At 60.4% G+C, this 23,699-nt stretch carries 21 protein-coding genes; all 21 read left to right on the top strand.

What is annotated here, in order from left to right; all coding sequences use genetic code 11:
- Positions 1–19: 19 nt before the first annotated feature.
- The 21 genes from mraZ (at position 20) to ruvC (ending at position 23,681) form a co-directional block, all read left to right on the top strand.
- Positions 20–448, top strand: coding sequence for a division/cell wall cluster transcriptional repressor MraZ (gene mraZ, locus B9Z33_RS15235; RefSeq protein WP_108287815.1), 429 nt, complete (start codon positions 20–22; stop codon positions 446–448).
- Positions 449–453: 5 nt separating this feature from the next.
- Positions 454–1,383 (top strand): 16S rRNA (cytosine(1402)-N(4))-methyltransferase RsmH, encoded by a 930-nt coding sequence (rsmH, locus tag B9Z33_RS15230; protein WP_108287814.1) that lies wholly within the window; start codon positions 454–456, stop codon positions 1,381–1,383.
- Entirely contained in the window at positions 1,380–1,676 is a 297-nt protein-coding gene (ftsL, locus tag B9Z33_RS15225; RefSeq protein WP_108287813.1) for a cell division protein FtsL, read from the top strand. Before rsmH ends, ftsL begins: the two co-directional genes overlap by 4 nt.
- A complete protein-coding gene (locus B9Z33_RS15220; protein WP_108287812.1) occupies positions 1,673–3,406 on the top strand; it encodes a penicillin-binding protein 2 in 1,734 nt (577 codons plus the stop codon). The genes ftsL and B9Z33_RS15220 overlap by 4 nt, the downstream gene beginning before the upstream one ends.
- A complete protein-coding gene (locus tag B9Z33_RS15215; protein ID WP_108287811.1) occupies positions 3,406–4,932 on the top strand; it encodes a UDP-N-acetylmuramoyl-L-alanyl-D-glutamate--2,6-diaminopimelate ligase in 1,527 nt (508 codons plus the stop codon). Before B9Z33_RS15220 ends, B9Z33_RS15215 begins: the two co-directional genes overlap by 1 nt.
- 17 nt (positions 4,933–4,949) lie before the next feature.
- Positions 4,950–6,383 carry a UDP-N-acetylmuramoyl-tripeptide--D-alanyl-D-alanine ligase gene (gene murF / locus B9Z33_RS15210; protein ID WP_233252855.1) on the top strand — a complete coding sequence of 478 codons (1,434 nt, stop codon included), beginning with the start codon at positions 4,950–4,952 and terminating at the stop codon, positions 6,381–6,383.
- Complete coding sequence (gene mraY, locus B9Z33_RS15205) at positions 6,373–7,551, top strand: phospho-N-acetylmuramoyl-pentapeptide-transferase (RefSeq protein WP_108287809.1); 1,179 nt, start codon at positions 6,373–6,375, stop codon at positions 7,549–7,551. Before murF ends, mraY begins: the two co-directional genes overlap by 11 nt.
- 3 nt (positions 7,552–7,554) lie before the next feature.
- Positions 7,555–9,390: a UDP-N-acetylmuramoyl-L-alanine--D-glutamate ligase gene (gene murD / locus B9Z33_RS15200; RefSeq protein WP_108287808.1), complete on the top strand. Its 1,836-nt coding sequence runs from the start codon at positions 7,555–7,557 to the stop codon at positions 9,388–9,390.
- Positions 9,387–10,688: a putative lipid II flippase FtsW gene (gene ftsW, locus B9Z33_RS15195; RefSeq protein WP_108287807.1), complete on the top strand. Its 1,302-nt coding sequence runs from the start codon at positions 9,387–9,389 to the stop codon at positions 10,686–10,688. Before murD ends, ftsW begins: the two co-directional genes overlap by 4 nt.
- The gene (gene murG, locus B9Z33_RS15190) at positions 10,685–11,749 is read left to right on the top strand and encodes an undecaprenyldiphospho-muramoylpentapeptide beta-N-acetylglucosaminyltransferase (protein WP_108287806.1); all 1,065 of its coding nucleotides are present in this window, start codon (positions 10,685–10,687) and stop codon (positions 11,747–11,749) included. The genes ftsW and murG overlap by 4 nt, the downstream gene beginning before the upstream one ends.
- Entirely contained in the window at positions 11,746–13,155 is a 1,410-nt protein-coding gene (murC, locus tag B9Z33_RS15185; protein ID WP_108287805.1) for a UDP-N-acetylmuramate--L-alanine ligase, read from the top strand. Before murG ends, murC begins: the two co-directional genes overlap by 4 nt.
- Complete coding sequence (locus B9Z33_RS15180) at positions 13,152–14,117, top strand: D-alanine--D-alanine ligase (protein ID WP_108287804.1); 966 nt, start codon at positions 13,152–13,154, stop codon at positions 14,115–14,117. Before murC ends, B9Z33_RS15180 begins: the two co-directional genes overlap by 4 nt.
- Positions 14,118–14,125: 8 nt before the next feature.
- Entirely contained in the window at positions 14,126–14,902 is a 777-nt protein-coding gene (locus B9Z33_RS15175; RefSeq protein WP_233252854.1) for a cell division protein FtsQ/DivIB, read from the top strand.
- Between the two features lie 40 nt (positions 14,903–14,942).
- Positions 14,943–16,172: a cell division protein FtsA gene (ftsA, locus tag B9Z33_RS15170; protein WP_090044934.1), complete on the top strand. Its 1,230-nt coding sequence runs from the start codon at positions 14,943–14,945 to the stop codon at positions 16,170–16,172.
- A 134-nt stretch (positions 16,173–16,306) separates the two neighbouring features.
- A complete protein-coding gene (gene ftsZ / locus B9Z33_RS15165) occupies positions 16,307–17,521 on the top strand; it encodes a cell division protein FtsZ (RefSeq protein WP_108287802.1) in 1,215 nt (404 codons plus the stop codon).
- A 291-nt stretch (positions 17,522–17,812) separates the two neighbouring features.
- The gene (lpxC, locus tag B9Z33_RS15160) at positions 17,813–18,736 is read left to right on the top strand and encodes a UDP-3-O-acyl-N-acetylglucosamine deacetylase (RefSeq protein WP_108287801.1); all 924 of its coding nucleotides are present in this window, start codon (positions 17,813–17,815) and stop codon (positions 18,734–18,736) included.
- A complete protein-coding gene (locus B9Z33_RS15155) occupies positions 18,736–19,323 on the top strand; it encodes a YqiA/YcfP family alpha/beta fold hydrolase (protein WP_108287800.1) in 588 nt (195 codons plus the stop codon). The genes lpxC and B9Z33_RS15155 overlap by 1 nt, the downstream gene beginning before the upstream one ends.
- A gap of 44 nt (positions 19,324–19,367) precedes the next feature.
- Positions 19,368–21,422 (top strand): ribonuclease catalytic domain-containing protein, encoded by a 2,055-nt coding sequence (locus B9Z33_RS15150; RefSeq protein ID WP_108287799.1) that lies wholly within the window; start codon positions 19,368–19,370, stop codon positions 21,420–21,422.
- Positions 21,412–22,335 carry an energy transducer TonB gene (locus B9Z33_RS15145; protein ID WP_108287798.1) on the top strand — a complete coding sequence of 308 codons (924 nt, stop codon included), beginning with the start codon at positions 21,412–21,414 and terminating at the stop codon, positions 22,333–22,335. The genes B9Z33_RS15150 and B9Z33_RS15145 overlap by 11 nt, the downstream gene beginning before the upstream one ends.
- Positions 22,336–22,368: 33 nt before the next feature.
- A complete protein-coding gene (gene mtgA, locus B9Z33_RS15140; protein ID WP_108287797.1) occupies positions 22,369–23,103 on the top strand; it encodes a monofunctional biosynthetic peptidoglycan transglycosylase in 735 nt (244 codons plus the stop codon).
- A 29-nt stretch (positions 23,104–23,132) separates the two neighbouring features.
- Positions 23,133–23,681: a crossover junction endodeoxyribonuclease RuvC gene (gene ruvC / locus B9Z33_RS15135; RefSeq protein ID WP_108287940.1), complete on the top strand. Its 549-nt coding sequence runs from the start codon at positions 23,133–23,135 to the stop codon at positions 23,679–23,681.
- Positions 23,682–23,699: the final 18 nt, after the last annotated feature.

Raw genomic sequence — 23,699 nt, 5'->3', positions numbered from 1 at the left:
CTGAAAAAAGGTCGTTGCAGTGTTCCAAGGGGCTTCATCGCTGAGTCTGGATGCCAAAGGGCGGTTGTCTGTACCGACCCGGCACCGTGACGTCCTGAGCGCCACGGCGCAGGGTCAGCTGACGATCACCAAGCACCCACACGGCTGCCTGATGGTGTTTCCCCGTCCCGAGTGGGAGAAATTCCGCGAACGCATTGCCCAATTGCCCATGTCTGCCCAGTGGTGGAAGCGGATCTTTTTGGGCAACGCCATGGATGTCGAGATGGATGGCACAGGGCGCGTGTTGATCTCGCCTGAATTGCGTCAAGCCGCCGGCATTGCCAAAGACACCATGCTGCTGGGCATGGGCAACCACTTTGAGTTGTGGGACAAAGCCACCTACGACGCGCAAGAAGCGCAGGCCATGCAGGGCGAGATGCCCGATGTGTTCAAGGATTTCTCGTTCTGAACGCCATGACCCAGACCGTACTGACCCACACCACCGTGCTTTTGAACGAAGCGGTGGATGAATTGCTCCAGGCATCTGCCGGTGCGGATGGTGCTTATGTGGACGCCACCTTTGGGCGTGGCGGTCACTCGCGCTTGATTCTTTCGCGCTTGTCTGCACAAGGCCGATTGCAGGCTTTTGACAAGGATCTGGAAGCCATTGCCGAAGCCGGGCGCATCGAAGACGCCCGTTTTTCGATCAGGCACGAAGGCTTTTCGAACCTGGGTGACTTGCCACCAGCCAGTGTGGATGGCGTGTTGATGGACTTGGGCATCAGCTCTCCCCAGATCGACAGCCCCGAGAGGGGTTTTTCTTTTCGTTTTGAGGGCCCACTCGACATGCGCATGGACACCACGCGCGGCGAGAGTGTGGCCGATTGGCTGGCAACAGCCACGGTGGATCAAATCACGGAGGTGATACGTGACTATGGCGAAGAACGGTTTGCTTTTCAGATTGCAAAGGCGCTTGTGGCTCGCCGACAAGAGCGGGGCCCAATTTCAACCACCACCGATTTGGCCCAGCTCGTGGCTGACACGGTCAAGACTCGCGAGCCGGGCCAGAATCCTGCAACGCGGACATTTCAGGCTTTTCGGATTTTCATCAACGCAGAGCTTGCGGAGCTTGAACAAGCGCTAGAGGCCAGCCTGCATGTGTTGGCGCCCGGAGGCCGTTTGGTGGTCATCAGCTTCCATTCTTTGGAAGACCGCATCGTCAAGCAATTCATCGCCAAGCATTCCAAAGAAGTGGTCGACCGGCGCGTGCCCTTTGCCGAGCCGGTGAAGATGCGCCTGAAAGCCCAGGGTCGCATCCGCCCGAGTGAAGCGGAGGTGCGAGGCAACCCCCGTTCGCGCAGCGCCATCATGCGCATGGCTGAGCGCACCGAGGTGCCTGCATGACCCGCCTGAGCATTTTTCTGTTGTTGGCGGTGATCGCCAGCGCACTGGTTTTGGTGCACAGCCAATACGAGACGCGCCGCTTGTTCATGGCGCTGGAGTCTTCGCGCAAGGAAGCCAAGCGCCTGGAGGTGGACCAAGACCGACTTCAGGTCGAGCGCCGTGCGCAGGCCACGCCCCTGCGAGTGGAGCAGATTGCACGCCAACAGCTGCAAATGCGTGCAGCCTCGCCAGCCATTACCCAGTATGTGTCCGTCAAGGATGCCGCCCCTGCAGTGAAGGAGGCGCGCCCATGAGTCGCAGTGTTCAGCTTTCATCGAGCCCGCTGCTGGCCAGCAAAACACCGGTTTGGCGCAGCAAGTTCATCGTGGCGGCGATTGCCTTGGGCTTCACGGGGCTTGTGGCGCGTGCGGCTTATGTGCAGGTCTTTGCGAACGATTTTTTCATCCGCCAAGGTGAAGTCCGATTTGCCCGAACACTGACGCTACCCGCCAATCGGGGCCGTGTGCTCGACCGCAATGGCATGTTGCTGGCCTCCAGCGTGCCTGCGCCCAGCATTTGGGCCAACCCCGAAGACATGGAGCGCGACCCTGCCAAGTTGCGTGAGCTGGCCCGTTTGCTGGAAATGACCCCGGCCGAGTTGGACAAAAAACTCAAGGACGATGAAAAGACTTTTGTTTGGTTGCGCAGGCAGCTTGATGAGCCGGTGGTCAAGCAAATTCTGGCACTGGGCATCAAGGGCGTGTACGACATCAAGGAATACAAGCGTTTGTATCCTGAGGGTGAAGCGGCAGCGCACATCGTTGGCTTTACCAATGTGGAAGATCAGGGCCAAGAGGGCGTTGAGCTGGTGTTCCAGAAACAGCTTTCAGGCAAGTCGGGCTCACGCCGGGTCATCAAGGACCGCCTGGGGCGTGTGGTCGAAGACGTGGGTGAGGCCGTCCCACCAGTGGATGGCGAGGACTTGCAGTTGAGCATTGACAGCAAAGTGCAGTTCTTTGCTTACCAAAAGTTGCGCGAAGCCGTGTTGGAAAACAAAGCCAAAGCAGGCAGTGTGGTGGTACTCGATGCCCAGTCGGGTGAAATTTTGGCCTTGGCCAACTACCCCAGTTACTCACCTGACAAACGCGTTAACTTGAGCGGTGAGCAGCTGCGCAACCGTGCTTTGACAGATACCTTCGAGCCAGGCTCGACCATGAAGCCGTTTGCGGTGGCGCTGGCGCTGGAAAAAGGCCTGGTCAAACCCGAAACGCAGATACAGACTGCGCCCGGTCGCATCACGATCACCGGCTCTACCATTACTGATGCACACCCGCATGGCGTGCTCACGGTGAATGAGGTGATCCAGAAATCGAGCAACGTGGGCACCGTCAAGATGGCCATGCAGATGCAGCCACGCGAGATGTGGGAAATGTATGCCCAGGTGGGTTTTGGTCAAAAGCCCCAGTTACCTTTCCCTGGTGTGGTCAGCGGCCGCTTGCGTCCCTACAAAACATGGCGGCCGATTGAGCAAGCCACCATGAGCTATGGCTACGGCATTTCGGGCAGCTTGTTTCAAGTGGCCCGTGCTTACACCATGTTCGCCCGTGACGGAGAAGTGGTGCCCGCCACTTTGATGAAAGCCGAAAACCAGGTGGCTGGCGTGCGCGTCATCAGTGCAGAAAATGCCAAGGCCATGCGCAAAATGTTGCAAATGGCTGCAGGCCCTGGCGGCACGGCACAAAAGGCCCAAACCATGGGTTATTCCGTGGGCGGCAAAACCGGCACGGCCCACAAGCAAGAAGGCAAAGGCTACGCGGGAAAAAAATACCGTGGTTTCTTTGTCGGCATGGCCCCCATCGAGGCCCCGCGCATCGTGGTGGCGGTGATGATCGACGAGCCCAGCAACGGTCGCTACTTCGGTGGCGATGTGGCGGCGCCTGTGTTCAGTCAGACCGTGCAGCAGACCTTGCGTCTGATGGGCGTGCAACCCGACATGGCTGTCAAACCGCAAATCGTGGCCAAGTCGGTCGAGGAGTCGTTCTGATGCAAGGCCTGCACAGCGCTCCAGAAGCCGCACGCTGGTTGCGTGCGCACGTGACGGGTGAGTTGCGCACCGACAGCCGTCTGGTGCAACCGGGTGATGCGTTCATCGCCTGGCCCGGCGCAGCAACGGATGGACGCCAATATTTGGCACAAGCCTTGATGCAAGGCGCGACAGCTTGTTTGCTCGAAGAAGAAGGGCATGCCGCTTGGCTCAAGCCCCTGCAAGCCACCTCGGCCCATGTGGATCGGCTGGCCGTGATGAAAAATCTCAAGGCGCAGACCGGTCTCGTGGCCGATGCCTATTACGAGCACCCCAGTCAGGCCCTGAGTGTGCTGGCTGTGACCGGCACCAACGGCAAAACTTCCACCGCTTGGTGGCTGGCACAGGCCTTGTCATCTCCAGTGCTGCATCGGGCGTGTGGTTTGGTCGGTACCTTGGGGGTCGGTCGGGTGCCTGATTTGGTCTCGACTGGCATGACCACACCCGACCCGGTGCTGCTGCAGCGTCAGTTCAGGGTGTTTGCCGATGAGGGGGTTGCGCATTGCGCCATCGAAGCTTCATCGATCGGTCTGGCCGAGCACCGCCTGGACGGTACGCACATCCGCGTTGCGGTGTTCACCAATTTCACACAAGACCACCTCGACTACCACGGCGACATGGCCAGCTATTGGGCGGCCAAAGAAGCCTTGTTCAGCTGGCAGGGTTTGCAGGCTGCAGTCATCAACACCGATGACACGCAAGGCGCGTTGTTGGCCCGGCATCTGGAAGCTGAAGCACTCGATGTGTGGACTTGCTCGCGTCTGGGCCCCGCCCGTTTGCAAGCCCGTGCACTGCTCAGTGCCGATGGTCTGGCGTTCGAGGTGATCGAAGGTGTGGAGGTGCAGTCCTTGCACACCGGCCTGATGGGCGACTACAACATCGACAACCTGCTGGGCGTGATCGGCAGCTTGCGCGCATTGGGTGTGAGTCTGGCTGACGCCGTGCAGGCTTGTGCGCATTTGACGGCCGTGCCCGGGCGCATGCAGCGCGTGCATTCCGGTGCCAGCGATCAGCGCTTGCCTTTGGTGGTGGTCGATTACGCACACACGCCCGATGCCGTGTCGCACGCACTGACCGCCTTGCGCTCGCAAGCGGCGGCCCGTGGTGGCCGCCTGTGGTGCGTGTTGGGTTGCGGTGGTGACCGCGATGCGGGCAAGCGCCCTTTGATGGCCGCTGCCGCCGAGACTGCCGCCGACCAGGTGGTGCTGACCAGCGACAACCCCCGCAGCGAGTCTCCTGAAGCCATTTTGGCTGCGATGGTGGCCGGTTTGGTCCGCCCCGCGCAGGCACGCATTCAAACAGACCGCGCCTTGGCGATTGCCGAGGTGGTGGCACAAGCTGCCGCGCAAGACGTGGTGCTGGTGGCTGGCAAGGGTCATGAGACCGAACAAGACATCATGGGTGTGCGTCATCCGTTTTCGGATGTGTTGCATGTGCAGGCGGCCTTGCAGCGGCGCACTGTTCAGCACCAAGGGGCCGCCGCATGAAAACCGTGCAGTCCACCATGAACTTGCGATTGGATCTGGCCCTGACTTGGCTGAGCCAAGCGCGCGGCCTGAACGTGCAGGGTGTGGTGGTCGACCGCGTCCACACCGACAGCCGCAGCTTGCAGGCCGGTGACTTGTTTGTGGCGTTGCGCGGTGAACGTTTTGATGGCAACCAGTTCATCGCCCAGGCCAAGGCGCAAGGTGCCGTGGCCGTGGTGTGCGAGGCCTCGGGTGAGGCCCTGGCGCTTGCACACGGCTTGCCTGCGCTGCTGGTGCCCGATGCCCGCATCGCTTTGGGTGAGTTGGCTGCTGGCTGGCGTGCGCAGTTCAGCTTGCCCTTGATCGCAGTCACTGGTAGCAATGGCAAAACCACCGTGACGCAGATGATCGCCTCGATCTTGCGTGCCCATGCCGGACAAGATGCCTTGTCGACCCAGGGCAATCTGAACAACGACATCGGCGTGCCCCTGACTTTGTTCAACTTGCGCGCTCACCACCGCGTGGCCGTGGTCGAGTTGGGCATGAACCATCCCGGTGAAATCGCCTACCTCGCCCGTTTGGCGCAGCCCACGGTGGCGCTGGTCAACAACGCACAACGCGAACACCAGGAATTCATGGGTACGGTGGAAGCCGTTGCTTATGAAAACGGCGCTGTGTTGCAGGCCTTGCCTGCCAGCGGTGTGGCGGTGTTCCCGGCAGACGAAGAATTCACACGCATCTGGCAAACCTTGTCCGGTCAACGTACGCAGCGCACATTTGCCTCGTCTGCACACGAGGTGCAGGCGGATGTTCGCGCTGCCGTGGTGCTCTGGCAATCGGGTGCCTGGCAGTTCACCCTCAAGACCAACGAAGGCACCGCACCTGTGCGTTTGCACATTGCCGGTCGCCACAACGTCAAAAATGCTTTGGCGGCCAGCGCGTGTGCACTGGCAGCCGGGGTGTCTTTGGCTGCTGTGGCCCAAGGACTGCAAGCGTTCGAGCCGGTCAAAGGACGGTCACGCGCCCTGGTTTTGCATGTGCCAAATGGCGACATCACATTGGTGGATGACACCTACAACGCCAACCCCGATTCGGTGCGCGCCGCGATCGATGTGTTGGCCGAATTGCCTGCGCCACGTTTGCTGGTGCTGGGCGACATGGGTGAAGTCGGCAACCAAGGGCCTGAGTTTCATGCAGAAGTGGGTGCTTATGCCGCCGAGCGTGGCATCGACGCGATGTACACCCTGGGCGATTTGTGTGTGCATGCAGCCCAGGCGTTTGGTCAAGCGCGTCATTTTGACAGCATGGACAGTTTGCTGGCATCGGTCACGCAAAACGTGGTCAATTTTCAGAGCGTGGTGGTCAAAGGCTCTCGCTTCATGAAGATGGAGCGTGTGGTCGAAACCTTGCTGTCACAGGGCCCGATGAACAACACCCATCAGAACAAAAAAGGGGAGGCCCATGCTGCTTAGTTTGGCCCAATGGTTGCAAAGTTTGTCTCCGGAGTGGGGCTTTTTGCGCGTTTTCCAATACATCACCTTCCGTGCGGTGATGGCCGCGATGACCGCGCTGTTGATCGGCTTGGCGGCAGGCCCCTTTGTGATCCGTCGTCTGACCTCGCTCAAGATCGGCCAGCCGATTCGCGGCTACGGCATGGAGTCTCACCTGTCCAAAAGCGGCACCCCCACCATGGGCGGTGTGCTGATCTTGTTGTCGATTGCCATTTCCACCTTGCTCTGGTTTGACCTGTCCAACCGCTTTGTCTGGATCGTGTTGATCGTGACGCTGGGTTTTGGCGCCATTGGTTGGGTCGATGACTGGCGCAAAGTGGTCAACAAAGACCCCGAAGGCATGCGTTCGCGTGAAAAGTATTTCTGGCAATCGGTGATCGGCTTGTTGGCAGCGCTTTATCTGGTGTTCAGTATTTCCGAAGTGTCCAATTTGCGCGTCTTCGATTTGTTCGCCAAATGGGTCATGTCGGGCTTTGACGTGAACCTGCCACCGAAGGCTGGCTTGCAGGTGCCGTTCTTCAAGGAAATCAACTACCCCTTGGGGGTGTTGGGCTTTGTGCTCATGACATATCTGGTCATTGTGGGGGCCAGCAACGCGGTCAACTTGACCGATGGTCTGGATGGCCTGGCCATCATGCCGGTGGTCATGGTGGGCTCGGCGCTGGGCGTGTTCGCATATGTGACGGGCAGCTCGGTGTATTCCAAATACCTGTTTTTCCCGCACATTCCGGGTTCGGGCGAGTTGATGATTTTTTGCGCCGCCATGGCCGGTGCTGGCTTGGCGTTCTTGTGGTTCAACACCCATCCCGCGCAAGTGTTCATGGGCGACGTGGGCGCATTGGCCCTGGGCGCAGCCCTGGGCACCATCGCGGTCATCGTGCGGCAGGAAATTGTGCTCGCCATCATGGGCGGCATTTTCGTGGTCGAGGCCTTGTCGGTGATGGCGCAGGTGGCTTACTTCAAGTACACCAAGAAAAAATATGGCGAAGGTCGGCGCATCCTGAAGATGGCCCCTTTGCACCACCATTTCGAAAAAAGCGGCTGGAAAGAAACGCAAGTGGTTGTGCGTTTCTGGATCATCACCATGCTGCTCTGTCTGGTCGGCTTGTCGACCTTGAAGCTGAGGTAAACCATGCAGCTCCAGGGTCAACACGTTCTGATTCTCGGTTTGGGTGCTTCGGGCCTGGCAATGGCCCGTTGGTGCGCCCATGCGGGAGCCAACGTGACGGTGGCCGATACCCGTGAAGCGCCGCCTCAATTGGCCGCTTTGCAGGCCGAGTGGCCTGCCGTTCGATTCATCTCGGGCCCCTTTGCGGCCAATCTGATCGAAGGCAGCTCGGTGCGCGCTGTGTTTCGCAGTCCCGGCCTGGCACCCGATGTGGTGGCGCCGGTGGTGGATGCCGCCCAGGCCATGGGCCTTTGGCAAGGTGGTGAACTCAGCTTGTTTGCTGCTGGCTTGCAGGACCTGAAAAACCGTTTCGGCTACGCCCCACAGGTGCTGGCGATCACCGGCACCAACGGCAAGACCACGGTGACTTCTCTCACCGGGCAGCTGGTGGCGCGCGCGGGCAAGACCGTCAAAGTGGCAGGCAACATTGGCCCCACGCTGCTCGACACACTGACCGACGCCATCGTGCAGGCCAAAGCGCAGGTGGACCAGGACGAGGCCCAGCGTGAAGCCGAAGAGGCGGCTGAGTTGGCCGTCAACCCTGAAAAAAATGCCACGACGGCAGAGCGTGTGGCAGCAACAGCCCCACATGTGGCTGCAGCGGTCGAGGCTGAAACCTTGGTCTCAACAACCGATCTGCACACAGGCAAGACGGCAGAAGATGCCTCAGATGAACACAGCGATGACCTCGGCAGTGCTGCCGAGGAAGAAATCCCCGTGGCCCTGGATGGCGATGATGCTGAGCCTTTGCTGATCGCGCCTGCGCCTGTGGTTTCTCTAGACCCCATGGCACAAGCCTTGCCGCAGGTCTGGGTTTTGGAGTTGTCGAGTTTTCAGCTCGACAGCAGCGAAGGCTTTGAGCCCACGGCCGCCACGGTGCTGAACATCTCGCAAGACCACTTGGACTGGCATGGCTCAATGGACGCCTATGCGGCGGCCAAGGCCCGGATTTTTGGGGCACAGGCCCTGATGGTGCTCAACCGCGAAGACCCGTTGGTCATGGCCATGCGGCCCGCACCCGTGCGTGTGAAATTGCAAAAACCGGTGGAGCGTGCATGCGTGACCTTTGGCGGTGACATGCCCACGCGCCCTGGCGATTACGGCATTGAAGTTATGAACGGCATGACCTGGCTGGTGCGCGCCCTGGAAGCCGATGAAACCCGCCGCCGTCGCAAAGACGAGGCTGAAGAACTGCACATTCAACGCTTGATGCCCGCAGACGCTTTGCGCATCCGTGGCCGCCACAACGCGGTCAATGCCCTGGCCGCTCTGGCCCTAGCCGGTAGCGCAGGCTGTGCGCTGGGGCCGATGTTGTACGGCTTGCGCGAATACCGGGGCGAGCCGCACCGCGTGGAGCCCGTAGCTATCGTCAACGAAGTGGAGTACTTTGACGACAGCAAAGGCACCAATGTGGGCGCCACCGTGGCCGCCCTGCAGGGCTTGGGCGCTGACCGCCGCGTGGTGGTCATTTTGGGTGGCGATGGCAAAGGCCAGGATTTTTCACCCTTGCGTGATCCTGTTTCCCGTTTTGCACGCGGCGTGGTCTTGATCGGACGCGACGGCCCTCGCATGCGCGAAGTGCTGCAGGACAGCGGTGTGCCTTTGCAAGATGCGGCTGACATGCATGCTGCCGTGGCACAAGCCATCCGGATGGCCCACATTGGCGATGCGGTGCTGATGTCGCCAGCGTGCGCCAGCTTTGACATGTTTGAAAACTATGGCCACCGGGCCAAAGTCTTTTGCGATGCCGTGGCCGAGTTGGCCGAAGCAGCAGGTGTGGCGATGGAGGGCGGCGTATGAGTGAAGCCCTGACTTTGTCGCAACGCCTGCATGCCGGCTTGGCCCGCATGACTGGCCTGTTTGCCGGCGGCAGCCTGAACGCACAGAGCGGTCAAGGTCAGAGTTTGCCCGTCAATTTGGGGGGGTATGACTTTGCGCGTCAGTCCTCCGGGTCCGCGACCCGCTTGCAAAGCGTGGACCAGGCCTTGGTCTGGGTCGTGGTGGCTTTGCTCATGTGGGGCATGGTCATGGTGTATTCGGCATCGATTGCGATGCCGGACAACCCGCGTTTTTCACGCTACGCACAAACCCATTTCCTGACCCGTCACGTGATTTCCATGGTGTTTGGTTGCATCATGGCTTTGCTGGCTTTCCAGATTCCCACCACCACCTGGGAAAAAGTTGCCCGTCCGATGTTCGTGCTGTCACTGGTGCTGTTGGCCTTGGTGTTGATTCCCTTCATCGGCAAAGGCGTCAACGGTGCCCGCCGCTGGATTTCATTTGGCATCATGAATTTCCAGCCGTCCGAGCTGGCCAAATTTGCCACCATCATTTATGCAGCCGATTACATGGTGCGCAAGATGGAGGTGAAAGAACGCTTCTTCCGTGCGGTGCTGCCCATGGGCGCAGCCGTCGTGGTGGCTGGGGTGTTTTTGCTGGCAGAGCCCGACATGGGGGCTTTCATGGTGATCGCCATCATCGCCATGGGCATCCTGTTTTTGGGCGGCGTGAATGCCCGCATGTTTTTCCTGATTTTTGCCGGATTGGTTGGTGCATTTGTGGTGATGATCGCGGCATCGCCGTGGCGTCGTGACCGCATTTTTGCCTACCTGGATCCGTTCAGCGCCGAGCATGCTTTGGGCAAGGGCTACCAACTGTCGCACTCCCTGATTGCCATCGGCCGTGGTGAGGTTTGGGGTGTCGGTCTGGGAGGAAGTGTTGAAAAACTGCACTGGTTGCCCGAGGCGCACACCGACTTCTTGCTGGCGGTGATAGGCGAGGAGTTTGGTTTGGTCGGTGTTTCCCTGGTGATTTTCATGTTCTTGTGGCTCAGCCGCCGCATCATGGTGATCGGCCGTCAGGCCATTGCACTGGACAAGGTTTTTTCGGGTTTGGTGGCACAAGGTGTCGGCATCTGGATCGGTTTCCAATCGTTCATCAACATGGGGGTGAACCTGGGGGCTTTGCCCACCAAGGGCTTGACGCTGCCTTTGATGAGTTACGGCGGGTCGGCCATCATGATGAACTTGATCGCTATTGCCGTGGTGTTGCGCATTGATGCTGAGAACAAGCAAATGATGCGCGGAGGGCGATCATGAGCACGAAATGCGCCCTCGTCATGGCCGGTGGCACCGGTGGCCATATTTTTCCGGGCTTGGCCGTGGCAGAAGCCTTGCGCGATGCTGGTTGGCGCGTGCACTGGCTGGGCGCGCCCGGCAGCATGGAGCACGATTTGGTGCCGCCGCGCGGATTCGCGTTCGAGTCGGTCGAGTTTTCGGGTGTGCGTGGCAAAGGCATTCGCACCCTGGCGTTGTTGCCGCTGCGATTGCTGCGGGCGTTCTGGCAAAGCTTGCAAGTGGTGCGCCGTGTTCAGCCCGATGTGGTGCTGGGTCTGGGCGGCTACATCACGTTTCCGGGCGGCATGATGGCCAGCCTCTGTGGCAAGCCAGTCGTGTTGCACGAGCAAAACTCTGTGGCAGGCCTGGCCAACAAGTTGTTGGCCAAGGTGGCCGATCGGGTCTTCACTGCCTTTCCGGGTGTGTTCAAAACAGGGCAATGGGTGGGCAATCCGCTGCGCCGTGCGTTCACCGAACAAGCGGCACCGGCCGAACGCTTTGCGGGCCGCACGGGTCCCTTGCGCGTTTTGGTGGTGGGCGGCAGTTTGGGAGCCAAAGCCTTGAACGACATCGTGCCCAAGGCCCTGGCCCTGATGCCTGCTGCGATCTGCCCGGTGGTGACCCACCAAAGCGGTGCCAAACAAATTGACGCGTTGCGCGCCAACTACGAGGCTGCCGGTGTGCAGGCCGAATTGACGCCGTTCATCGACGACACCGCCACCGCTTTTGCGCAGGCCGATTTGGTGATTTGCCGCTCCGGCGCCAGCACGGTGACCGAGTTGGCTGCGGTGGGGGCTGCGGCCGTGTTTGTGCCCTTTCCATTTGCGGTGGACGACCACCAAACCACCAATGCCCAGTTTTTGGTGCAACACGGTGCGGGCTGGCTGGTGCCTCAAGCCGAATTGACTGCTGAGACCCTGGCCGAGCGCTTGACAGGTTTGACCCGTGAGCACTTGCTGGACTGTGCGCAAAAAGCTTATGAACAGAAAAAAACAAATGCGACACGGGAGGTCGTGATGGCTTGTGAGGAGCTGGCTGCATGAAACACGCCATTCGAAAAATCCATTTCATCGGCATTGGCGGATCGGGCATGAGCGGCATCGCCGAGGTCTTGCTCAATTTGGGTTACGCCATTTCGGGCTCTGATCTGTCAGACAGTGCCACTTTGCGGCGTCTGGCCGCATTGGGCATTGAAACGCATGTGGGGCACAGCGCTCAAAACGTCAAGGACGCGGATGCGGTGGTCACCTCTACTGCGGTGAAAGCGGACAACCCTGAAGTGCTGGCTGCCCGTGAGCGCCACATTCCCATCGTGCCCCGCGCCGTGATGCTGGCCGAGCTGATGCGAATGAAACAAGGTGTGGCCATTGCTGGGACGCACGGCAAAACCACCACCACCAGCTTGGTGGCCAGTGTGCTGGCCGAAGCAGACCTGGACCCGACCTTTGTGATCGGCGGCCGTCTGAACAGCGCGGGTGCCAATGCCAAGCTGGGCACGGGCGATTACATCGTGGTGGAAGCCGATGAATCGGACGCCTCGTTCCTGAACCTCTTGCCTGTGATGGCGGTGGTCACCAACATCGATGCCGACCACATGGAAACCTATGGCCATGATCTGGCACGGTTGAAGTCGGCCTTCGTGGAGTTTTTGCACCGCATGCCTTTTTATGGCACCGCCATTGTGTGCGCTGACGATCCCGGCGTGCAGTCCATCGTGAACGACATTGCCCGGCCTGTGACGACCTATGGCCTGAACGAGGGCGCACAAGTGCGCGCCGTGGATGTGCGCGCCGAACATGGCCAGATGCACTTCACGGTGCAAAGGCGCAATGGCGTGACCTTGCCTGACCTGCCTTTGGTGTTGAATTTGCCTGGCAACCACAACGTGCTCAATGCGCTGGCGGCCGTGGCGGTGGCCGTGGAATTGGGCGTGGAGGATGCAGCGGTGCAGCGTGCACTGGCGGGCTTCAAGGGCGTGGGACGCCGTTTCCAGCGTTATGGCGATGTCGCGGTGCCCGGTGGGGCAGGTCATTTCACTGTGATCGATGACTACGGTCACCACCCGGTCGAGATGGCGGCCACGCTGGCCGCAGCCCGTGGCGCATTTCCTGGCCGCCGACTGGTGTTGGCTTTCCAGCCACACCGCTACAGCCGCACGCGCGATTGCTTTGAGGATTTCGTGAAGGTCATTGGCCAGGGTTGCGACAGCGTCTTGCTGTCCGAGGTCTATGCCGCTGGTGAAGCCCCGATCGTGGCCGCCGATGGCCGCTCCTTGGCGCGCGCACTGCGTGTGGCTGGCAAGGTGGAGCCGGTGTTTGTCGATGCCATTGCGGACATGCCGCAAGCTGTTTTGAGCAATGCACGTGACGGCGATGTGGTGATTTGCATGGGCGCTGGCTCCATCGGTGCGGTGCCAGCCAAGGTGGTCGAGATGGGAGGGGCTGCATGAGCGCTTCCAATTTGGGCAAAGTGGCCGTTCTCATGGGTGGTCGTTCCGCTGAGCGCGAGGTCTCCCTGATGTCCGGGCAAGGTGTGCTGAATGCGCTGCAGGCTTGCGGTGTGGATGCCCACGCGTTTGATCCGGCCGAGCGGGATGTGAGCGAATTGAAACGCGATGGTTTTGACCGTTGCTTCATCGCCTTGCATGGCCGATACGGCGAAGACGGCACGGTGCAAGGTGCGCTGGAGCTGTTGGGCATTCCTTATACGGGTTCTGGCGTGATGGCTTCGAGCATCGCCATGGACAAAACCATGACCAAACGCGTGTGGCTGGCCGAAGGCTTGCCCACACCGGCTTATGTGTTGGTGCACCGCGAACATCTGGCGCAGGTCTCGGTCGAAAACTTGATCAAGACTTTGGGTTTGCCCATGATCGTCAAGCCTGCGCGTGAAGGCTCGTCGATTGGCGTGACCAAGGTCGTGACAGCCGAAGAATTGCCTGCCGCCTTGGCTGCCGCCGGTGTGTGTGATGCTGACATCCTGTGCGAACAGTGCATCGTGGGTGACGAAGTGACCTGTCCTGTTCTGGGTGCCGGTGAGAGCAGCCGTGCCTTGCCCGTGATCCGGATTGTGGCGCCCGCCGGAAACTACGATTACCAGAACAAATACTTCACCGATGACACCCAGTACCTGGTGCCATCGGGTTTGCCTGCCTCAGAAGAGGCCGCCATCGAGGCCTTGGTGGTCAAGGCTTACCAGGTGTTGGGTTGCCGCGGTTGGGGGCGCATTGACGTGATGATCGATGCGGCCACCCGCCAACCGTATCTGCTGGAAATCAACACGTCGCCGGGCATGACGGGGCATTCTTTGGTGCCCATGTCTGCCCGTGCATCTGGGCTGAGCTACGAAGCCTTGTGTTGCCAGTTGCTGGCTTCGGCCACGTTGGACCATGCGCAGGAGGTTCTTGGGTGAAAAAAGCCATGCCTTTGCCGCTGGATATTCGGCTCATGAACATGACGGCAGCTTCGCTGACGGTGGTGTTTGTGTTGCTGTTGCTGGCAGGTGGGGCTTGGTGGCTGTTGCGGCATCCGGTGTTTTCGATTCAGGCCATCACCGTGCAGGGCGATGTGACGCGCAACAACGCGGTCACTTTGCGGGCCAATGTGATGCCGCAATTGAGTGGCAACTTTTTCACCATCGATTTGAACCGCACACGGGAAGCCTTTGAAGCGGTGCCTTGGGTTCGCGCTGCAGTAGTGCACCGCGATTTCCCCAACAGTTTGAGAGCCGTTTTGGTCGAGCATGAACCTATGGCGCTGTGGGGTGACGATGGCTCCAGCAAGATGGTCAATCAGCAAAGCCGCGTGTTTGAGGCGAACGTCGAAGACGTGGATGTCGAGCGCTTGCCTCGGCTCAAGGGCCCGGATGACCAGTCGGCCATCGTTGTTCAGATGTACCGCCATTTGTTGCCCCTTTTTGAGGCGGTGGACATGGACATTGACCAGCTTGAATTGACGCCGCGCGGCAGTTGGCGCGTGCTGACGCAAAGCGGCGCATGGCTGGAGCTGGGGCGTGGCACAGAAGCAGAAGTGGGTGCCCAGCTGAAGGTGTTTTTCAGAACGCTTTCACAGGTGACGGCGCGTTATGGGCGAACACCCACTGCTTTGGCAGGGGCTGATTTGCGGCACAAAGATGGTTATGCCTTGCGCTTGCGTGGTGTGACCACGCTGGAAGCGCAAGCTCAGAAAAAACCTTGAGTGATCAAGGCACAGGAATGAAACGGAAACGGTGAGTCATATGGCAAAAGAGTACAAAGATCTGGTGGTGGGCTTGGACATTGGCACCTCCAAAGTCATGGCGGTGGTGGCCGAGGTCATGCCCGATGGCGAGCTCAAGATCGCGGGTCTGGGCATCGCCCCCGGCAATGGCCTCAAGCGCGGTGTGGTGGTCAATATTGATGCCACGGTGCAAAGCATTCAGCAGGCCCTCAAGGAAGCCGAGTTGATGGCCGACTGCAAGATCACCCGCGTGAACGTGGGCATCACCGGCAGCCACATCCGCGGCATCAACTCCAGCGGCATGGTGGCCATCAAGGACAAGGAAGTGACGCAGGCCGATGTGGCCCGCGTGATGGAAACCGCCCGTGCGATCAACATCTCGACCGATCAGCGTCTGTTGCTGGTGGCCCCGCAAGAGTTCGTGATCGACGGCCAGGAAGTCAAGGAGCCGATTGGCATGAGCGGCATGCGCCTCGAAGCCAAAGTGCACATCGTGACCGGTGCGCAAAGCGCTGCTGAAAACATCATCAAATGTGTGCGCCGCTGCGGCCTCGAAGTGGACCAGTTGCTGCTCAACCCGCAATCGTCCAGCTTGGCTGTGCTGTCTGAAGACGAACGCGAACTCGGTGTGGTCTGTGTGGACATTGGCGCTGGCACCACCGATGTGGCGATCTTTGCCAATGGCTCGATCCGCCACACCGCCGTGATCCCGATCGCAGGCGACCTGATCACCAGCGACATTGCCATGGCTTTGCGCACCCCCACCAAAGATGCCGAAGACATCAAAGTGGAAAGCGGTTACGCCAAGCAGTTGCTGGCCGACCCGGATGCGCAAGTCGAAGTGCCTGGCCTGGGCGACCGGGGTCCGCGGATGCTGAGCCGCCAGGCCCTGGCGGGCGTAATCGAGCCACGCATCGAAGAAATTTTCTCGCTGGTGCACCAGGTCATCCGCGAGTCGGGCTACGAAGAAGTGTTGTCCTCGGGCATCGTGCTCACGGGCGGCAGCGCGGTCATGCCGGGCATGGTCGAGTTGGGCGAAGACATCTTCCTCAAACCTGTCCGCCGTGGTCTGCCCAAATACGCGGGTGGCTTGGCCGACATGGTGAGCCAGCCCCGTGCAGCGACCGTGATGGGCTTGCTCGAAGAAGCCCGCCTCGCCCGTCTGCGGGGTTACAAAGTCACCCAAAAGAAGAGTTCTGTGAACAACGCTTTTGGCCGCTTCAAAGACTTCATTGTGGGGAACTTCTGATGAACTGGAAAAAAAGATTTCTGGCCAGAGGCAGTCCACCAGCATCACGACCGTGTCGATGTTGACACCCCCTCTCAAACAAAAAAGTATTTAGAAAAATTTCGGCAACTGCAAACAAATTTAGGAGTAGCACCATGACCATTGAAATGATCCAAACTGAAGAGTTCAACCAAGGCACCCAGATCAAAGTGATCGGTGTCGGTGGTGGCGGCGGCAACGCTGTCGAGCACATGATCGAGCGCCAAGTCCAGGGCGTCGAATTCGTCTGCGCCAACACCGACGCGCAGGCCCTGGCCCGCAGCGCGGCACACCGCTTCATCCAGTTGGGTCAAACCGGTCTGGGCGCTGGCAGCAAGCCTGAAAAAGGTCGTGAAGCCGCCGAAAGCGCTGAAGCCGACATCCGCGCCGCCATCGAAGGCGCGCACATGTTGTTCATCACCGCTGGCATGGGTGGTGGCACGGGCACAGGCGCAGCGCCCGTGATTGCGCGCATCGCCAAAGAGATGGGTATTCTGACGGTGGGTGTGGTGACCAAGCCGTTCGAATTTGAAGGTGGCCGCCGCATGTCGAATGCCGACCTGGGCATGCAGGAACTCGAAGCCAACGTCGACTCGCTGATCGTGGTGCTGAACGAAAAGCTGCTGGAATTGCCCGGCGGTGAAGACATGACGCAAGACGAAGCTTTTGCCCATGCCAACGACGTGTTGAAAAACGCCGTGGGCGGCATCGCGGAGATCATCAATGTGCCCGGTCATGTGAACGTCGACTTTGAAGACGTGCGCACCGTGATGGGCGAGCCAGGCAAGGCCATGATGGGCACAGCCGCTGCCAGCGGCCCGGACCGCGCCCGCATCGCGGCTGAGCAAGCCGTGGCTTGCCCGCTGCTCGAAGGTGTGGACTTGTCGGGTGCCAAGGGTGTGCTGGTGCTGATCAGCGCTGCCAAGGGTTCTTTGAAGTTGTCCGAGTCCAAGCAGGCGATGAACACCATCCGTGCCTACGCTTCGGAAAACGCGCATGTGATTTACGGTACCGCCTACGACGAAAGCCTGGGCGACGAGATCCGCGTCACGGTGGTGGCCACAGGCTTGTCCAAAGCCGGTGCACGCCGCACGGCCCCTCCGCTGCAGGTGCTGCGCACCGGCACCGACAACGTGCCTTTCACCATGGGTGGGCAGGATGCGGTGGCAACTTCGATGCACGGTGCGGCACCATCGGCCACCAACGGCATGAACACGCCAGCCATCTGGCGCAGCAACCGCACCCACGCGGCTGCCCGTGTGGACGGCATGGCCAATGCGGGCATGGACGACATCGAAATCCCCGCTTTCCTGCGCAAGCAAGCAGACTGATCTGCTGATCTGACGGTTATTTCTGGTGCTTTGGGGTCAGACGGGCGACAGCCTGTCTGACCCCTTTTTGCGCAGGGCCATGACCGGGGCGGTCGCTGAAGAGGGGCATTGGCGTTGGGTCGTCTCGGCGTGTTGCCCTGTGCCGACGGGCTCGTCGTCGCTTCGCGCCTCAATATCGCCCGCCAGCACCGGGCAAGCCACCGAGACTGCGCATTTGCTGTGTATGACTTTGTGGGGTCACGACTATTCCTTGCACGCACACCCGCATCTCTCGCCAATTAAAATACCGCCATGCTCGCTCAACGCACCCTCAAAACCTTGACCAAAGCCGTCGGCGTGGGTTTGCACAGCGGTCAGCGTGTCGAGCTGACCCTGCGCCCCGCCGCACCGGATACGGGCATTGTGTTTCGCCGAATTGACTTGCCGGAGCCGGTCGACATTCCGGTCAACGCCGAAGCGGTGACCGATACCCGCCTGGCTTCCACGATTTCGGTGGGTCAGGCCAAAGTCCTGACGGTGGAGCACCTGATGTCGGCCTGTGCTGGTTTGGGCATCGACAACCTGTACGTCGACATCACCGCCGAAGAGGTGCCCATCCTCGATGGTTCGGCTTCTTCGTTCGTGTTTTTGCTGCAAAGTGCCGGTGTGGTTGAGCAGCCGGTGCCCAAAAAATTTGTGCGCGTGCTCAAGCCGGTGGAGGTGTCTGAAGGCGAGGGCGAGAACATCAAGTGGGCCCGGCTGACGCCCTACCATGGCTACAAACTGAGTTTCGAGATTGATTTCCATCATCCGGCGGTGGACTCCACTGGCCAGCAGGTGGTGTTTGACATGTCTGAAGGCGTTTATGCCCGTGACATCGCCCGCGCCCGGACCTTTGGCTTTACCAAAGACGTGGAAATGCTGCGGGCCAATGGCCTGGCATTGGGGGGCGGCCTGGACAACGCCATCGTGATGGACGACTACCGCGTGCTCAACTCGGACGGCCTGCGCTACGACGACGAGTTCGTGAAACACAAGATTCTGGACGCGATGGGCGATTTGTACATCTTGGGCAAACCCTTGTTGGCCGCCTACAGCGCCTTCCGTTCGGGCCACGCCATGAACAACCGCTTGCTGCGCGAGTTGCTGTCACGCCCCGACGCCTATGAGGTGGTGACATTTGACAAGGCCGCCGAAGCCCCTCGCGGCTTTGCCGCCCTGCAGCCCGCCTGGTGATGGCGCGCACCACCCATCTGCTGTACCTGCACGGTTTTCGGTCTTCGCCCAGCTCGGTCAAGGCCCGAAAAATGGCCTCTGTCGTGCAAAACCAGCACCCCGGTGTGACATGGTGGTGCCCCGCATTGCCTGCTTCTCCCCAGCAGGCGATGGCCATGGTGCTGCAAGGCGTGTCGGCATGGCCCAAAGACCAGATGGCCATCGTGGGCTCTTCTTTGGGGGGCTTTTACGCCGCCTGGCTGTCCCAAGAGCTGGGTTGCCCGGCGGTCTTGCTCAACCCGGCCGTGCATCCCACCCGTGATCTGGCGCGCTACATCGGCGAGCACCCGGCGTGGCACGACCCCGCTCAAAAAATCTTTTTTGAAGCGGCTTATGTGCAAGAACTCGCCGACATGCAAGCGCAGCCACCCAGCGCAACGCCCCGAACGCTGGCGGTGATCGCCAAGGGCGATGAGGTGCTGGACTGGCGCGAAATGCTGGCCCGGCATCAGGCAGGCCAAGTGCGACTTTTAGAGGGCAGCGACCACGCGCTGAGCGATTTCGATGATGACTTGCCCGAAATCCTGGAATTTCTGCGTCTGGCCTGAACCCCGGCCCCCGTCAAGGCCCGACCGCATGGGAAAATCAGGCCATGTACGCATTATTTGAAGAAGCCGGCAAATTCATGGCCGGACGCATCTTGTCGGAGGCCGAGGCCTCCGCCCAAGTGGAGCTCGACTCGGGCAAACGGGTCAAAGTCAAAGCGGCAGCCATGCTGCTCAAGTTTGAAAAACCAGCTCCCGCCAGCTTGCTGAGCGAAGCGGCGGTCTTGAGCCAAAGCATTGAGCTGGAACTGGCCTACGAATTCGCCTCGGACGAAGAATTCGGTTTTGCCGACCTGGCCAAAGACTATTTCAGCGATGGTGCGGGCACCGTACAACAGGTGGCGGCTTTGCTGCGCTTGCACGAAGCACCGCATTATTTCCGGCGTGGTGGCAAAGGCCGTTACCGCAAAGCCCCGGCCGAAATCGTGCAGCAGGCGCTGCTGGCCATCGAAAAGAAAAAGCAGGTCCAGGCGCAAATCGAGGCCTGGTCGGCCGAGCTGGTCGCAGGCACCTGCCCCGAGCCGATCCGTGAACAGTTGTACAAAATCCTGTTCCGCCCGGACAAAAACACCCCCGAATACAAAGCCGTGGTCGAGGCCAGCAAGGCCAGCCAGACAGCGCCTTTGGACCTGTTGCAAAAGGCTGGGGCCATTGCTTCGGCCTGGGATTTCCATTGGCAGCGCTTTTTGTTCGATCTGTTCCCCAAGGGCACGGGTTTTCCGGCATTGCAAGCGCCGGCCATCACCGACGACTTGCCCCTGGCCCCGGTGCAGGCTTTTTCGATTGACGATTCGCACACCACCGAAATCGACGATGCCCTGTCTTTGCAGGGGCTGGGCAGCGGCACCGTCACGGTGGGCATCCACATCGCCGCACCGGGCCTGGCCCTGACACCTGGCAGTGCGATCGACCAATTGGGTCGTCAGCGCTTGTCCACCGTTTACATGCCGGGCTACAAAATCACCATGCTCCCAGACAGCGTGGTGCAGGCCTACACCTTGATCGAGGGGCGTGATTGCACTGCAGTGTCTTTGTATGTGACCTTCAGCGAAGACACGCTGGAAGTGCAAAACACCGAAACCCGGCTGGAGCGGGTGCCGATCCTGGTCAACCTGCGCCACGACCAGCTGGACGACCGCATCACCCGCGAATGGCTCGAAGGCGAAGACCAAAGCGACCACGCCGATGTGCCTGTGAGCCGTGCCACGCTGGGTTTTTTCTGGCGTCTGGCGCAAACCCTCAAGGCGCGGCGCGAGGTGGTGCGCGGCAAACCCGAGAGCTTCAACCGCCCGGACTACAGCTTCAAGCTCGATCGCCCCAGCAACGACACGCCACCCACGGGCGAAGAAACCGTGGTCATCGGCACGCGCAAGCGCGGTGCGCCGCTCGATTTGATGGTGGCCGAAGCCATGATTTTGGCCAACAGCACCTGGGGTCAGTGGATGGCCAGTGTGGGCGTACCCGGCATTTACCGCAGCCAAGCCAGCATGGCTCCGGGCGTGAAGGTGCGCATGGGCACCAAGGCGCTGCCGCATGCGGGCATTGGCGTGCCCAGCTACGCCTGGAGCACATCGCCCTTGCGCCGCTACACCGACCTGGTGAACCAGTGGCAAATCATCGCGTGCGCACGCCATGGCGCCACAGCCGCTTTGGCCGCCCCCTTCAAGCCCAAAGACGCTGAGCTGTTTTCCATCATCAGTGGCTTTGACGCCGCCTACAGTGCCTATAACAGCGTGCAGTCCAGCATGGAGCGCTATTGGACGCTGCGCCATGTGCAGCAGCAGGGCATCGAAGAGTTGGAGGCCAGCCTGGTCAAGGAAATGGGCGGCGGCGTTTGGCTGGTGCGTGCCGACAGCTTGCCTTTGATGTTCAGTGTCATGGGCGCACAGGGCTTGATGCGCGGTGCGCGTGTGCGCGTGAAGCTGGGCGAGGTCGATTTGATGGCGCTGGATGTGCATGGCACCGTGACAGCGCACCTGGACGCTCCGGTGGCCACAGCCGACCAGGAAGCCGACGAGGCAGAAGAAGACGAAGCGCTCGCGGCGGGTCCGCTCACGATTGCCGTCGACTTGAACGACAGCACGCAAAGCGATGGTGCTTGAAGGGGGGCAGCCTTCTTCTGCGGGGCTTTTTACCCGCCTGAGCCAGTCGTTCAGGCGTCGCACCCTGGTTTGGGCCTTGGCGTTTTCTGTGGCCGTTCATGCGGCCTTGATCGGCTGGCGTTTTGCCGACCCCGAAAGCTTCAACCGTGTTTTTGAGGACACCTCGCTGGAGGTGATTTTGGTGAGCGCCCGCAGTGACGCTGCGTCGGACCGCGCAGAAGCCCTGGCCCAGGTGCGGCTGGCGGGTGGCGGTGACGTCACCCAGGCGCTGCGCGCGAGTTCGCCCTTGCCGCCTTCGCTGCGCAACGAGTCCGGCACAGACATCAGCGCCATGCAGCGGCAGATCGAGGCACTCAAGCTGCAGCAAATGCGCTTGCTCACCCAGCTCCAGCGGGAGTTGTCGGCCTTGGCCCAGGAGAACGAGGGCGAAAAAGCCCATGCACCCGATCGCCAGGCCCGGCAAGAGCGCCAGCAGCAGCTGACGCGGCAATTGGCCCAGATCGAGGAGCGGGTGCAAAAAAACCAGAGTGGCCCCCGAAAACGGTACATCAGCCCCGCCACGCGTGAAGCCGTCTACGCCCTGTACTACGACAAATTGAGGCGAACCATCGAAACACGAGGCACACTCAATTTCCCGCAGGCGAATGGGCAAAAGCTCTATGGGCAGCTGACCATGGTGATCACGGTCGATGCCCGAGGACGCCTCGTCCAGACCGAGGTGGCCAAGCCCTCGGGCCAGCCTTTGCTGGACCAGCGGGCCGTGGCGATTGTGCGCAGTGCAGCGCCTTTTGATGCGTTCAGCGCTAACATGCGGCGGCAAGCCGATCAGATTGTGGTGGTCACGCGCTTTCAGTTTTCCAAAGAGGGCACTCTGGAAACGCGCATATTGGCCGCAGAGCCCAAACGGCCCTGACCGCCCTCTGAATCGTTCAGACAAAGGATATTGATGCGTGCTTTCGGTCGTTGGTGTTTGTTGGTGGTGTTGGCCCTGTTGGGTTTGCAGCTGTTTTTTGCTTTGCGCATCGCCAGCATGGCCGTGGTGGCACCCCAATCCACCAGTTTTGAGCGTTCGCAAATCTGGCAAATCGTGACCCGACAAAGGCAGCTGCCTTGGCGGCAAGAGTGGGTGGCGCGTCAACACATCGCCACCAGCCTGCAGCGGGCGGTCATCGCTTCTGAAGATGGTGCATTCACCCAGCACAACGGTGTTTGGTGGGAGTCGCTTGAGAAGGCCTGGCAGAAAAATGCCAAAGCCAAAGCGGTGGCTGAGCAGCGTGCCCAGCGGCGACCCGATGCCAAGATGCCCGACGTCAAGATTGTGGGCGGGTCCACCATCACCCAGCAATTGGCCAAAAACCTCTTTTTGTCGGGTGAGCGCACTTTGCTGCGCAAGGGCCAGGAGATGCTGATCACGGTGACCTTGGAAGCCTTCTTGTCCAAACAGCGCATTCTGGAGATTTACCTCAACAGCGTGGAGTGGGGTGAGGGCGTGTTTGGTGCCGAGGCGGCGGCGCAGCATTACTTCCGAAAAAGCGCGGCCCGTCTGAACGATTGGGAGGCGGCGCGCCTGGCCGTCATGTTGCCCCGCCCCCGCTATTTTGAGCAACGCGCGCAATCGGCTTACCTGGCCAGCCGCGCCGAAACCATCATGGCCCGCATGGGCGACGTGGTGTTGCCATGAGTTCACTGACCACCCCCGCGCCGAAAACCCTGCGCATTTTGGGCATTGACCCGGGCTTGCAGACCACAGGTTTTGGTGTTCTGGACATGACCGGTTCGCGATTGCAATACGTGGCGAGCGGTGTGATCGAGACCACCCGCGAAGAAATGGGCAATTTGCCCGCCCGACTGAAGGTGATTTACGACGGCATTCGCGAAATCAATGCCCGTTACCAGCCCGATGTGGCCTCGGTCGAAATCGTTTTTGTCAATATCAACCCGCAAGCGACGCTGCTCTTGGGGCAGGCGCGGGGCTGTTGTGTGACGGCGTTGGTGTCTTGCGATCTGCCGGTGGCCGAGTACACCGCCTTGCAGATGAAACAGTCGGTGACGGGCTCTGGGCGCGCCGCCAAATCACAGGTTCAGGAAATGGTCAAACGCTTGCTGCAGCTGCCGGTGGTGCCGCGCCAGGATGCCGCCGATGCCTTGGGCATGGCCATCACCCATGCCCACGCCAGCCCTTCCATGAACAAGCTGGCTGCCCAAGGCGTGCTCAACCGCAAAACCCACGGCATGTTTCGCAGCGGGCGAAGCCACTGACGGCCTCGCTGGACCACA

This window comes from Limnohabitans sp. T6-20 (assembly GCF_003063505.1).
Taxonomy (GTDB): Bacteria; Pseudomonadota; Gammaproteobacteria; order Burkholderiales; family Burkholderiaceae_C; genus Limnohabitans_A.
The sequence above is the reverse complement of the archived record's forward strand: the minus strand, read 5'-3'. Positions and strand labels throughout refer to the sequence as shown.